This window comes from Mangrovimonas xylaniphaga (assembly GCF_001280435.1).
In the GTDB taxonomy this organism is placed as follows: domain Bacteria; phylum Bacteroidota; class Bacteroidia; order Flavobacteriales; family Flavobacteriaceae; genus Mangrovimonas_A; species Mangrovimonas_A xylaniphaga.
This window is the reverse complement of the sequence record NZ_LBIP01000013.1, coordinates 1,827,076-1,841,217: the sequence shown is the minus strand read 5'-3', so window position 1 is coordinate 1,841,217 and position 14,142 is coordinate 1,827,076. Positions and strand designations below refer to the sequence as shown.

Below are 14,142 nucleotides of genomic sequence, written 5' to 3'. Positions count from 1 at the left end.
TTATAATTTTTCAATAAACAGTTTGGTATTTACATCATCAAAGGCTATCTCAATCCCATCGGTTACAATGTCTAAAATTTCCAATTGATCTGTTAACGTCTCTGTTTTTATATAGTCAATATTTTGTTTTACCGCATTACTAATCTGTTCATCCTTTTGCAAGTGGACCGCAATCCTGTCGGTAAGCTCAAATCCTGAATCCTTTCTTAGGTTTTGTATTCTGTTTACCAACTCTCTGGCGATACCCTCTTTTTTCAATTCCTCATTGATTGTAACATCCAGTGCAACTGTTAAAGCACCTTCATTTGCTACAAGCCAACCTTCGATGTCTTGTGAGGTAATTTCCACATCAGAACGTTCTAATGTAATACTTTTTCCATTAATTTCAACATTTACCTCCCCTGTTTGCTCCATATTTTTTATATCCTCAGACGTAAATCCACTGATTATCTGAGCGATGGATTTCATATCTTTTCCAAAACGAGGACCTAAAACCTTGAAATTAGGCTTGATCTGCTTCACCAAAATCTCAGAAGCATCTTCCAAAACTTCGATTTCCTTTACATTTACTTCCGAAGTAATCAAATCTGCAACCGCCAAAATCTCAGTTTTTTGTTGCTCGCTGTTTACAGGAACCATAATCTTTTGCAACGGTTGACGCACTTTTATCTTTTCCTTGGCACGTAATGACAAGACCAAAGATGAAATAGTTTGTGCACTCTCCATTTTACGCTCCAATTCCTTATCTATAAAAGCTGGATCACTTACAGGGAACTCCGCCAAATGTACACTTTCAAAGTTTTCTTTTTGTGTCACTTTTGTTAAGTCCTGGTAAATTTTATCCATGTAGAATGGCGCAATCGGCGCTCCAAGTTTCGCCAAGGTTACCATACAGGTGTACAAGGTTTGGTAAGCAGAAATCTTATCGGATTGGTAATCGCCTTTCCAGAAACGTCTTCTACTTAAACGCACATACCAGTTACTCAAGTAATCCTGTGTAAAGTCTGAAATTGCTCTGGCCGCTTTTGTTGGCTCATATTCGGCATAATACTCATCAACCTTTTGAATCAATGTGTGTAATTCAGATAAGATCCAACGATCAATCTCTGGTCTTTCTTCCAAAGGAATATCCGCCTCACTATAGGTGAAGTTATCCAAATTGGTATATAAAGTGAAGAAAGAATAGGTATTGTAAAGTGTTCCGAAGAATTTACGTTTTACCTCTTCTACGCCTTCAATGTCAAATTTCAAATTGTCCCATGGATTGGCATTGGAAATCATGTACCAACGCGTGGCGTCTGCCCCATAATTGGCCAAGGTTTCAAATGGATCCACGGCATTCCCTAAACGCTTGGACATTTTCTGTCCGTTTTTATCCAGCACAAGCCCGTTGGACACAACATTCTTATAAGCTACCGAATCAAATACCATAGTTGCAATGGCATGAAGTGTATAGAACCATCCACGTGTTTGGTCTACTCCTTCCGCGATAAAATCGGCAGGGAAAGAGGTATGGGCATCAATTTTCTCTTTGTTTTCAAAAGGATAGTGCCACTGTGCATATGGCATAGATCCAGAATCAAACCAAACATCTATCAAATCGCTTTCACGCTTCATTGGCTTTCCAGAAGCCGATACCAAAGTGATTTGGTCCACAATGTTTTTATGTAAATCTAATTTTGCATAGTTAGCATCGTCGTTGTTACCTACTTCAAAATCCTTGAAAATATCTTCCGCCAAAACGCCTGCATCAATAGCACGTTGCATTTCGGCTTTTAATTCTTCTACGGACCCAATACAAATTTCTTCCTTGCCATCTTCAGTTCTCCAAATTGGCAATGGAATTCCCCAATAGCGAGAACGTGACAGGTTCCAGTCATTAGCATTTGCCAACCAATTTCCGAAACGTCCTGTTCCTGTAGCTTTAGGCTTCCAGTTGATGGTTTCGTTCAATTCAAACATGCGCTCCTTCACATCGGTCACCTTGATAAACCAAGAATCCAATGGATAGTACAAGATTGGCTTATCGGTTCTCCAACAATTAGGGTAACTGTGCTTGTATTTTTCAACCTTGAAGGCTTTGTTCTCTTCTTTTAAACGGATGGCGATCTCAACATCTACCGAACGCTCAGGCGCTTCACCATCGGCATAATATTCGTTCTTCACATATTTCCCTGTATGCTCACCCATTTCTGGTCTGAACTTCCCTTGCAAGTCCACCAACGGCACCAAATTCCCTTGCTCGTCCATTACCAACATTGGCGGCACTTCTGGAGTCGCTTGTTTGGCTACCATGGCATCATCGGCACCAAAAGTTGGCGCAGTATGTACAATTCCGGTACCATCTTCAGTCGTCACGAAATCTCCCAAAATCACTCTAAAGGCATTCTCAGGATTGTTATGTGGCAATGCGTAAGGTAATAACTGCTCATAGGTAATCCCTACTAAATCTGCTCCCTTGAATTCCTTAATCACACGATAAGGAATCTTTTTATTTTCTTTTGAATAACTATCAATATCTGCTTGAGATTCGGCAACTATGTACTTCCCTGCGAACTGTTTTCCAACCAACGGTTTTCCAAGCACCACTTTGATAGACTCAAAAGTGTATTGATTAAACGTTTCAATCAACACATAGTCAATTTTTGGCCCAACGGTTAAAGCCGTGTTACTTGGCAAAGTCCAAGGTGTAGTCGTCCAAGCCAAGAAGTGAATATCTCCTTCGTTTTGCAAAAACTCAGGTAATGATTCTGCTTTAGCTTTAAATTGGGCTACGATTGTGGTGTCCGTTACATCCTGATAGGTCCCTGGCTGGTTCAGCTCATGGGAACTCAAACCAGTCCCTGCCTTTGGAGAATACGGCTGAATCGTGTAGCCCTTGTATAGTAAATTCTTATTATAGATTTCTTTCAACAACCACCATACACTTTCCATGTATTTTGGTTCGTAAGTGATGTAAGGGTCATCCATATCTACCCAGTACCCCATTTTTTCGGTAAGGTCGTTCCACACATCCGTGTAACGCATCACCGCCTTACGACAAGCTGCATTATAATCTTCTACTGAAATAGTTTTTCCAATATCCTCTTTGGTAATTCCCAATTCCTTTTCAACACCTAACTCAATTGGAAGTCCATGAGTATCCCATCCAGCCTTTCTTTTTACCTGAAACCCTTTCATGGTTTTGTAGCGAGGAAAGATATCCTTGATGGCACGTGCCAAAACGTGGTGCACTCCAGGAAGACCATTTGCCGACGGAGGCCCTTCAAAAAACACAAAAGGTTTTGCGTTGTCTCGAGACGTGACACTTTTTTCAAAAATGGAATGTTCTTTCCAGTAGGCCAACATTTCATCGGCTACTTTAGGTAAGTCAAGACCTTTATATTCAGGGAATTTCGTACTCATATTATCATTAATTCTTTTGGACCTGCGAAATTAATGATTTTTAGAGAAATAGCCGTGCTATTTGGAGGAAAATGGTCACCTTGAAAATGTCACTTACACAATAAAGCCTACCAAGTCTTCGATTTTGGAAAGTAACTGAATTTTAATGGCCGTTTTTTTCAGTGAAATTTTATTGTATTTCGACACAAAAATCGTTGAAAACCCTAGTTTCTCTGCTTCAAGAATGCGTTGTTCCACACGTTGCACCGGTCTAATTTCACCAGAAAGCCCAACTTCGGCCGCAAAACAATAGTCTTTTGGGAGCGCTTCATCTTCGTTTGAAGACAAAATGGCTGCAACCACCGCAAGATCAATTGCAGGATCATCAACGGTGATGCCTCCCGTAATATTTAAGAAGACGTCTTTGGCCCCCAACCTAAAACCGGCGCGCTTTTCCAAAACCGCCAATAACATATTGAGACGTTTGGCATTAAACCCCGTGGCACTGCGCTGTGGCGTCCCATAAACCGCCGTACTTACCAAAGCCTGCACTTCAATCATCAAGGGGCGCGTACCTTCCAAAGTAGCTGCTACGGCATTACCAGAGAGTTCATCATCCTTTCTAGAAATAAGAATTTCCGATGGATTACTAACTTCCCTTAGACCTGCTCCCTGCATTTCATAAATCCCCAATTCGTTAGTGGATCCAAAACGGTTTTTATTGGCCCGCAAAATTCTAAACACATGGTTTCTGTCTCCTTCAAACTGCAACACCGTGTCTACCATATGCTCCAAAATTTTAGGGCCAGCAATGTGACCATCTTTGGTAATATGTCCAACAAGAATCACTGGAGTAGCCGTTTCTTTGGCAAATTTGATGAGCTCAGTTGTGCATTCCTTGATTTGGGAAATACTTCCTGCAGAAGATTCTATATAATCACTATGAAGTGTTTGAATGGAATCAACCACCACAACATCTGGTTGCAAATCTTCGATCTGTTTGAAGATATTTTGCGTTTTGGTTTCAGTTAAAATATAGCAATTACTGGCGACTGGATTGATGCGTTCAGCACGCATTTTTATCTGTTTTTGGCTTTCCTCTCCAGATACATAAAGTGTTTTATAAGGCAATCGCAAGGCCATTTGAAGTAGGAGTGTACTTTTCCCGATTCCAGGTTCCCCTCCCAAAAGCGTTAAGGATCCAGGCACCAAGCCACCTCCCAATACCCGATTAAACTCCAAATCAACAACATCAATCCGAGCGTCTTGTGAACCGTCAATTTCATTAATAAGCAAAGGTTTTGCCGCACGTTTTACCGAAGCTGAAGCAGGTGATTTCCAATCACTCTTTTCAGGAGTTTGAAGCACCTCTTCTGCTATGGTGTTCCACTCCTTACAAGCAGTACACTGCCCCTGCCATTTTGAATACTGGCTTCCACAATTCTGACAATAAAACGTAGTTTTTACCTTGGCCATCTTTAGAAATTTAGGCTAAAATAAGGAATAAATCTCCGCAAAAAAACAATCCCCAACACAAGGTATTGGGGACTGTACATAATTGAGTGATTGGTATTGGTTTCTATCTTTTAATCTTCTCCTTCCTCCTCTACTTCTTCTGCCACAAACTTTAAATCTTCCACTTTTGACAAGATAAAATCTTTGTCTATATGCGCCATGTCATTCAACTGTAAAGCCGTTTCATACAACTTAACCGCCTTTTTGGTTTTCCCCATTTTTTCGGCATACAATGCCAAATAATAAGTTCCCAAAGAGGAATTAGGATCCTGCTTATCGGCTAATTTCCCAATTTTCTCCAATGATTCCACATCCTCGCGTTGCTCTGCTACAGCCACAATTTTTTCAAATTCTTCTTCGGTAATAGGCTTATAAATTCCAAAAAGCTCTTCAATTCTTTTGTAGCGATCTACAATGTAATCATCCAAAGTCCCTTCATAAGGAAACACTTTTTCTTTAAGCTCCTTTTCATCCAAAGGCTTATACAATTCGAATATTTTATCCAAAGCCTTAGAGATACCTCCCGTCACCAACATATAATGTGTATCTCCTTTGAACTCGTCAAAATAATAAGTCAATGAATTGTTTTTTGCTCCTTGAAGATTAGCATTGACCTCACGAATATTATCCTTTAATGAGGCTAAATCATGATCACTGGTAACCATGTAATAGAAAATTTCCTCGTCAATCCACTTCAAGCGGCTCACCACATTTTCCTTCATTTCTCCCTTAAAATCAGGACTCAAATTCACATAAGCATGAAACATTGGATCTGAGCTCAACAAGAATGAGTTGATAAAATTCCCCATCACATTGTGACCAACAGCCACTCTAAACTTACTAGTGTTGTATTTACTATCGATATATGGCAACAATTCTTCTGACACGAATCTATAGAATCTCTCTCCAGATTCAATTGGCATTCCAGTTACTTCATCATGGTAACTATCGTAAAATCTCTGCTTACCTTGCTCGATTCCAACGATGATAGACTTGGGCATTTCATCGAAATAAGTTTGAAAAGCAACCTGCCCAGCAACTGCTTCAAAAAGATAATCCCCATCAAAAACCACAATAACCGGGTGTTTTAAAGGGGAACTTGGATCGTAACCTGCTGGAAGTTTGATTTTTATTTCACGAGTAGTATTTAGCTTTCTAGATTCAAACTTTTCTCGGGTAACCTGAGCAAAACTAACACTAAAGGTAAGTAGTGCTAAGACAAAAAGTAGATTTCTATTCATCGTTTAGTAGGTTTGGATTAGGATAGTAAACATACCAAAAAAATAGTTAACCTGCTAAAAAAAATCGATGAACTGCAATTATTTGTATTAATTCTGGTCTTTGATGTCGTAAACCTTCTCCAAAAGCATGTCTTTGTCGATGTATTCGGACTCGTTCAACAATAATCCAGATTGGTAATACTGTAAAGCCTTTTTCAAGTCGCCATACTCCTCATAATACATACCCTGATAATAGGCACTAATCATGGAATCTGGGTATTCCTTTTTGGCCAGTTTGGAAACATTCTTTAACGATTCCATATCGTCCTTTTTCTTGGAAGCCGCAGCGGTAGCCTTCAAATCGATTTCCACAACCTTTTTCTCAAAACCATAAAACAATTTGATATCATCATATTTCTTCATCAAATAGTCATAAGGAGAGCCTTCATAAGTAAGCATTTGCTCTGAATATTCCTTTTTATTGATGGGTTTGTACAAAGAAAATATCTGGTTCATGGCCTTTGGAATTGCCAAACCTACCAAAGAATAGTGGTTGGCATCATCAAAATTATCAAAACGGTAATGCAACTTTGGGTTTTCAATAGCGCTTAATGTCTTGTCTAAATTGACAATACTTTTGTTCAAATTCCCTAAATCGTTTTCAGCAGTGGCCAAATAAAAGAAAGTATCAATAGGAATATTATTCAAACGTTGCTCCAAACGACTGGCCATTTCTGGCGCCAAATCTGGACTAAACTCAACAAAAGCCCTAAAAATAGGATATTCCTTGAACACATAATAGTTCACGAAATTAGCACTTAAATTATGTCCAACGCCAATTCTAAATTTGGAAGCTTTGTATCTACTTTCGATATAAGGAATCAACTCTACCCCAACAAACTCAAAAAATCGTGCACCTTCATGTGCTGGAAAATAAGTTTCGTCATCATAAAAGAAATCTACTTCTCTAGTTGACGCCTGATTGATCCCCACCACAATACATTTTGGCATTTCCCCCCAATAGGATTGGTAATTTACGTTACCAATAACTGGTTCAAACAGATAATCCCCATCAAAAACGATAATGATTGGATACTCTGTTTTGTCTTCAGGATTGTAATCGGACGGCAATTGGATTTTCAATTCCCTACTTTCCCCTAAAATGGATGATTCCATTGTTTCGAACAATACCTGGGATAGTAGTGTTTGATAGCCCAAAACAAATACCAAAAGCATGAAAAACTTATGCATAATTTTCCTTCATTTATATTGTTACGGCAATTTATAAAATTATTTGGTTCTATTATAGATTGGAAGGCAAATTAAAGATATTCCTCCCAAAAGTGTAAGCATGAGTGTTTGCGTGGACCACATGATCCATCCAAAAGCCCTGCTAGGGTCTTCTGGCAAAGCAAAGAGCATAAAGGCCAGAACTACCGCTTCGGGATAAGATCCAATCCCGCCATTTGTAGCCGCGATACTAAAAGTTGCAGAAATAAATCCAACCAAAATGGCAGCTAATGGAATGGGCTGTAATTCCTCTATTCCCAACGAAGTCACATAGAACATTAAAAGATACATGATCCAAATGAACAAAGTATGCCCTATAAAGGCCCACTTTTTCTTCATTTTGAGAATACTCAACACGCCTTCTATCAAACCAACTACAAATGTTCTCACCTTGACCGCAAACTGCGACTTCCCATTTTTAAAGTAGATAATCAGCCCCACTCCCAAAACAAGCAACAAGGCACCAGCGGAAAGCACCTTAACGGTATCAAATTTTTGAATGAAGAAATTATAAATGAATTCAAATTCCAAAAATAGGGTTGTGAGTATAATTAAAAGCAGCACCAAAAGATCGGCCACTCGTTCTGAGACAATAGTTCCGAATCCCTTTTCAAAAGGCACGCCTTCGTAATTGGTTAACACGGTTGCCCTAGTAACTTCCCCAGCCCTTGGAATGGTAAAATTCACCAAATAACCTGCAAATACAGCCATTACCCTATTGGGCATTTTAGGGAAATACCCCAAGGGTTCCAATAAAAACTTCCAACGGTAAGCTCGAGATAAATGGCTCAAAAAACCAAATAGGATTCCTAAGGCAACCCAAAAATAGTTTGCCTTTTTGAAATGTAAAATGAGTTCCCCAATTGAAATTTTGGACAGCGAATACCACACTAAAACAACACCCAACAATAATGGTAATGCTACTTTAAGAATGGTTTTAAGCTTAGAATTCAATCTCGGGATTTAGTTTAACAAGTTAGTGGCTTCGTTTGGAAACACCAATGCTGGCTTGAAGGTTTTAGCTTCTTCAATATCCATAATGGCATAGGTAATCAAAATCAATGTATCTCCAACAGCTACCTTGCGGGCTGCCGCCCCATTTAGGGTGATTTCACCACTGTTGCGAGGTCCAGGAATTACATAGGTCTCCAATCGCTCACCATTATCATTGTTCACAATTTGAACTTTTTCTCCTTGGATAATGTTTGCGGCTTCCATAAGATCTTCATCAATAGTAATACTACCAATGTAATTAAGATCTGCACCTGTACATTTAACTCTATGAATCTTAGATTTTACTACGTGAATTTGCATGAGGCAAAAATATTAATTTAAGGCGATGTTGTCTATAAGTCTAACATCTCCCGCATATACGGCTATAAAACCGCGATATGTATTTGAATTAGTTTTTTCTGTAATTGTTTTCAGGGTCTGTTCGTCTGCAATAATGAAATATTCCAATTCCAACAAATCGTTGGCAGCAAACTCACTTTCAACCCAATCGGTTACTGCTTTAGCACTTTCTGTGCCAAACTTAACTTTGGCAGCTTGCAGCGTTTTGTAGATAAATGGTGAAGCCTCTCTATGAGCCGGTGTCAAACGGATGTTTCTAGAGCTCATAGCCAAACCATCATCTTCCCTGTAAATAGGACATCCAACGACATTTACTGGAATCTCGTACTTCTCAACAAGCTTCTTAATGATCATCAACTGCTGAAAATCCTTTTCTCCGAAATAAGCATTGTCAGGCTGAGCAATTTCAAACAAACGTTTTACAATGGTTCCAACACCGTCAAAATGTCCGTCCCTAAAACGACCTTCCATTTCATGCTCCAAGCCATCGTAAGAGAAAGATGTTGACTCCACATCGGTTCCGTAGATATCTTCCACCGAAGGCGCGAACACCATAATATCGTCGCTTAGCTGCTTTAACAGCTCCACATCGGTCTCCAACATTCTTGGATATTTCTCAAGATCTTCTGGATTATTGAACTGGGTAGGGTTTACGAAAATACTCACCACAACGGCGTCATTTTCGTCCAATGCCTGCTTGATTAAGGATAGATGTCCTTGATGCAGAGCTCCCATGGTAGGCACCATTCCAATGCTACGGTTCTGGGTTTTTAGTTCCTCGACAGTGCTTTTTAACTCACTGGATTTATGATAAATTCTCACGTGACAACAAAACATTAACAGCGTGCAAAACTAATATTTTACTGGCAATCTGCATAAAATTTTGTAATTTTGCATGTTTTTTATTTCTAATTTACTAAATCGAACCTATTTTATGAAAGATAAGCGAATATTGTATGTGTCTTCCGAAGTTGTACCATATTTACCAGAAACAGAGATCTCATCGATGTCATTTGAAGCTCCAAAAATGGTAAACAAACAAGGAGGCCAGATACGAATATTTATGCCTAGATATGGTAACATTAATGAAAGAAGACATCAATTGCACGAAGTAATCCGTCTTTCCGGTATCAATCTAGTAATAAACGATTTAGATATGCCACTCATCATTAAAGTGGCCTCCATCCCTAAAGAACGTATTCAGGTTTATTTTATTGACAACGAAGAATATTTCAAGCGAAAAGCAACCTTGACAGACGAGGAAGGAAAGCTGTTTCCTGACAACGACGAGCGCGCCATATTTTTCGCAAAAGGGGTGATAGAAACCGTAAAAAAACTCAATTGGTCACCAGATATTATCCATGTTAACGGATGGATGGCTTCTTTACTTCCATTGTACTTAAAAGAATTTTACAAGAACGAACCACTTTTTAACGAAAGTAAAATTGTAACTTCGGTATACAATCAAAGCTTCGAAGGTACGTTAGATAAAGAAATGATCAACAAAGTAAAATTCGACAATATCGATGAAGATCTGGTAAAAGTCTTGGAAACGCCTAATTATTCCAACATCATGAAAGTGGCTATAGACCACTCGGATGCCTTGATAAAAGGATCGGCTGTTATTCCAGACGAATTGACCGAATATCTTAAAGCCTGCGGTAAACCGGTACTTGAGTACTATGCTCCAGACGAATTTATGGAGCCTTATACCGAATTTTACACTACCGAAGTCTTAAAATAAGAATCGCTTACATGAAAAAGAAAACAATTGCCCTAAAAAACATTGCGGTACTGGCAGCACTATCCTTGGCTACCATTGCTTGTAATGAAGATTTTTCCACTCTGGATTCGGACCTTATCAACAGCGATAACAACTCCCATTTCAATTCAGAAACAAGCCTTTACGATGTAATCACTTACAACAGGGCACTTGGAGGTGAAGGCGCACAATTCCGTCCCGTTCAATCCAATAATTTACCGTCCAACCTTTTAGGAATCTATGACGACCCTACTTACGGACGCACAACGGCAAGTTTTGTCACCCAATTGGCACAATCCACTTCAGATCCAAGTTTTGGGGAAGGCACCCAAATTGACTCTGTTGTCATGACCATTCCTTTCTACAGCTCCGTAACAGGAACTGCAGATGAAGGTGGCAACACTTATGAGTTGGATTCTATTTTCGGTGATGCACATATCAAATTATCACTCTATGAAAGCAACTATTTCCTAAGAGGATTTGATCCAAATTCTGAATTTAACGAAAGTCAACGTTACTATTCAAATGGCGCTACTTCACTTACTGAAATTATAGACCCTGCTTCCTTGGAAGGAACACCTATTGTTGAACTTTTAAGTGACACAGAGCCATCTGTTCTTGATAATTTCAAACCTAGCGAAACACAGATTATCCTAACAGAGCCTTCCGATGATGAAGTAGCTGAAGGAGAGGAACCTGAATACGAAGTAACCGAGCGCTTAGCACCGGCCCTTAGAGTAAAATTGGATCCAACCTACTGGAACGAAAAAATCATTGCTAAAGAAGGAGACGCTGTTTTGAGCAACTCCAACAATTTCAACAACTATTTTAGAGGTATTTACTTTAAGGTTGAAGCAATTGGCGAATCAGGGCATATGTCCATGTTGAACATGTCTTCAACTTCTGCAAACATTACCATTTATTACACCAAAGATCCAAGTGTTGAGGATGGAGATAGAATTGAAGCTAGCTACACCTTAACGTTTTCAGGAAATCGTGTTAACTTCTTCGAAAATAATTTCAACCTTCCTTTATTGGATGGAGATGAGTTGAATGGAGATGAAAAACTGTACCTAAAGGGAGGACAAGGTTCCATGGCAATCATCAAACTTTTTGACGGTGAAGACACCGATGAAAACACAGAAAGTGACAACACTTTTGAAAACTTTAAAAGCTTCTTTGCTCAAACAGACGAAGAAGGAAAGTTTGCAAAAAGAAGACGACTAATTAACGAAGCTAATCTTGTTTTCCACGTAGATCAATCTCTAGTGAATGGTCAAGAGCCAGATCGCATTTATCTTTACGATATTGACAATGAAAGATATTTGGCTGACTATTTAGGAGATCTTGCAAGCACCACTTCGCCTCTGTATTCAAGAACCAATCACTTAGGTAAATTGGAGCGCGTGAATGATGAAGCTGATGGTGAAGGAATCAAATACAAACTTAGAATTACCGAACACGTAAAAAGCCTTATAGAAAACGACTCTACAAATGTAAAATTAGGTTTAGTGGTTTCAACCAACGTAAACCTAGAAGTTAATAGCAGTACTGGTCTACCAACCAATCAAGCAAAGATGCTTACTGCAGACGACGTAAAAGTACCTGTAAGTTCTGTCCTTTCCCCAAGGGGAACCGTACTTTTTGGAAACAACACGGCAGATGAGGACAAGAAGGTATATTTGGAGATTTTTTATACAGAACCAGAAAACTAAAACATTATGTGTGGCATTGTAGGGTATATTGGGCATCGTGAAGCCCACCCCATTATCATAAAAGGACTAAAACGTTTAGAATATAGAGGGTACGACAGTGCTGGTATCGCACTTTTTGATAACTGCGATATCAAACTTTCCAAAACTAAAGGAAAAGTTACCGATTTGGAAGATCGTATTGCACAAGAAATTACTACGGAAGGAACTTTAGGAATTGGTCACACTCGTTGGGCAACCCATGGAGTTCCAAACGATGTCAATTCACACCCCCACCTTTCCAACTCAGGGAATTTGGTAATCATTCATAACGGAATCATTGAAAACTATGAATCCCTTAAAAAAGAATTGATCCAAAGAGGGTTTACATTCAAATCGGATACTGATACCGAAGTATTAGTAAACCTGATTGAAGATGTCATGCAAAAGGAAAACCTAAAACTTGGTAAAGCGGTTCAAGTAGCCTTAAACCAAGTCATCGGTGCTTACGCCATTGCTGTTTTTGATAAGACTAAACCTAACGAAATTGTTGTTGCTAGATTGGGAAGCCCATTAGCCATTGGTATTGGTGAAGGCGAATTCTTTATTGCTAGTGATGCGTCTCCATTCTTGGAATACACTAAAAATGCGGTATACCTTGAAGACGAGGAAATGGCAATTATTCGTCGTGACAAGGATATCAAAATCCGTAAAATTTACGACGATACAAAAGTAGATCCTTATGTTCAACAGCTGCAACTAAACCTTGAACAAATTGAAAAAGGAGGTTACCCTCATTTCATGCTTAAGGAAATCTATGAGCAGCCAAGTGCTATCTTGGACACTTTTAGAGGACGTTTGCTCACAGACCAAGCTATTATAAAAATGGCAGGTGTAGAGGACAACATGAAAAAATTCCTCAATGCAGAGAGAATTATCATTGTAGCCTGTGGAACCTCATGGCATGCCGGTTTAGTTGCCGAGTACATTTTTGAAGATTTGGCCAGAATTCCTGTTGAAGTAGAATATGCTTCGGAATTCCGATATAGAAATCCTATCATTACTGAGAAGGATATTGTGATTGCTATTTCACAATCAGGTGAAACTGCCGACACCTTGGCAGCCATCAAATTGGCAAAATCCAAAGGTGCTTTTGTATTTGGTGTTTGTAATGTTGTAGGATCTTCTATTGCTCGAGAAACCGATGCAGGAGCGTACACCCATGCAGGGCCTGAAATTGGGGTAGCTTCTACAAAAGCATTTACCACTCAAATTACTGTACTGTCTTTAATAGCTCTCCGATTGGCAAGAGCCAAAGGCACTATTTCAAGTTCTGATTTCAGACATCATTTAATTGAATTGGAACTTATCCCCGAAAAAGTTCAAAAGGCATTGGAAACAGATGAAGCTGTTAAGAAAATAGCCGATATCTATAAAGACTCCAAAAACTGTCTTTACCTAGGGAGAGGCTATAATTTCCCGGTTGCTTTGGAAGGTGCTCTTAAACTAAAAGAGATTTCATATATCCATGCTGAGGGCTACCCAGCGGCAGAAATGAAGCACGGTCCAATTGCCTTAATTGATGAAAACATGCCAATAGTTGTAATCGCTACCAAAAAGGGGCATTACGAAAAAGTGGTAAGCAACATTCAGGAAATTAAATCCAGAAAAGGAAAAATTATAGGAATCGTTATGGAAGGTGACGAGAGTGTTAAGGAATTGGCTGATCACGTCATTGAAGTTCCTGAAACTTTAGAGTCTTTATCACCATTGTTAACCACCATTCCGCTTCAATTACTATCATACCATATGGCCGTAATGCTAGGTAAAAATGTGGATCAACCACGAAATTTAGCCAAATCGGTGACCGTAGAATAGTACAAACTCTAAGGTCTAGAACTCAAAAGCCTCTAAAAATGCAATATGA

10 protein-coding genes are annotated in these 14,142 nt (G+C 39.1%); 3 read left to right on the top strand and 7 right to left on the bottom strand.

All coding sequences use genetic code 11. From position 1 onward, the window contains the following. From ileS to panC, 7 genes are all read right to left on the bottom strand, one after another. Window positions 1-3,405 (bottom strand): isoleucine--tRNA ligase, encoded by a 3,405-nt coding sequence (ileS, locus tag ZA06_RS08080; protein WP_053976858.1) that lies wholly within the window; start codon window positions 3,403-3,405, stop codon window positions 1-3. Between the two features lie 93 nt (window positions 3,406-3,498). After that, on the bottom strand, window positions 3,499-4,860 hold the full coding sequence (radA, locus tag ZA06_RS08075) for a DNA repair protein RadA (protein WP_053976857.1): 1,362 nt from the start codon (window positions 4,858-4,860) through the stop codon (window positions 3,499-3,501). 110 nt (window positions 4,861-4,970) lie between these two features. Beyond that, window positions 4,971-6,140 carry an alpha/beta hydrolase-fold protein gene (locus tag ZA06_RS08070; RefSeq protein ID WP_053976856.1) on the bottom strand — a complete coding sequence of 390 codons (1,170 nt, stop codon included), beginning with the start codon at window positions 6,138-6,140 and terminating at the stop codon, window positions 4,971-4,973. Window positions 6,141-6,227: 87 nt separating this feature from the next. After that, entirely contained in the window at window positions 6,228-7,370 is a 1,143-nt protein-coding gene (locus ZA06_RS08065) for an alpha/beta hydrolase (RefSeq protein ID WP_053976855.1), read from the bottom strand. Window positions 7,371-7,409: 39 nt separating this feature from the next. Then, complete coding sequence (locus tag ZA06_RS08060; protein ID WP_053976854.1) at window positions 7,410-8,363, bottom strand: lysylphosphatidylglycerol synthase transmembrane domain-containing protein; 954 nt, start codon at window positions 8,361-8,363, stop codon at window positions 7,410-7,412. 9 nt (window positions 8,364-8,372) lie between these two features. Further along, window positions 8,373-8,723: an aspartate 1-decarboxylase gene (panD, locus tag ZA06_RS08055; protein WP_053976853.1), complete on the bottom strand. Its 351-nt coding sequence runs from the start codon at window positions 8,721-8,723 to the stop codon at window positions 8,373-8,375. A 12-nt stretch (window positions 8,724-8,735) separates the two neighbouring features. Beyond that, window positions 8,736-9,584, bottom strand: a complete 849-nt coding sequence (gene panC, locus ZA06_RS08050; protein ID WP_053977103.1) for a pantoate--beta-alanine ligase — start codon at window positions 9,582-9,584, stop codon at window positions 8,736-8,738. Window positions 9,585-9,696: 112 nt separating this feature from the next. Between panC and ZA06_RS08045 the strand changes: the two genes are divergently transcribed. From ZA06_RS08045 to glmS, 3 genes are read left to right on the top strand one after another with little or no spacing between them, the layout of a single operon-like run. Then, complete coding sequence (locus ZA06_RS08045; RefSeq protein WP_053976852.1) at window positions 9,697-10,506, top strand: glycogen/starch synthase; 810 nt, start codon at window positions 9,697-9,699, stop codon at window positions 10,504-10,506. Window positions 10,507-10,517: 11 nt separating this feature from the next. After that, window positions 10,518-12,239 carry a DUF4270 domain-containing protein gene (locus ZA06_RS08040; RefSeq protein WP_053976851.1) on the top strand — a complete coding sequence of 574 codons (1,722 nt, stop codon included), beginning with the start codon at window positions 10,518-10,520 and terminating at the stop codon, window positions 12,237-12,239. A gap of 6 nt (window positions 12,240-12,245) precedes the next feature. Continuing rightward, a complete protein-coding gene (gene glmS, locus ZA06_RS08035; RefSeq protein WP_053976850.1) occupies window positions 12,246-14,093 on the top strand; it encodes a glutamine--fructose-6-phosphate transaminase (isomerizing) in 1,848 nt (615 codons plus the stop codon). Window positions 14,094-14,142 lie beyond the last annotated feature (49 nt).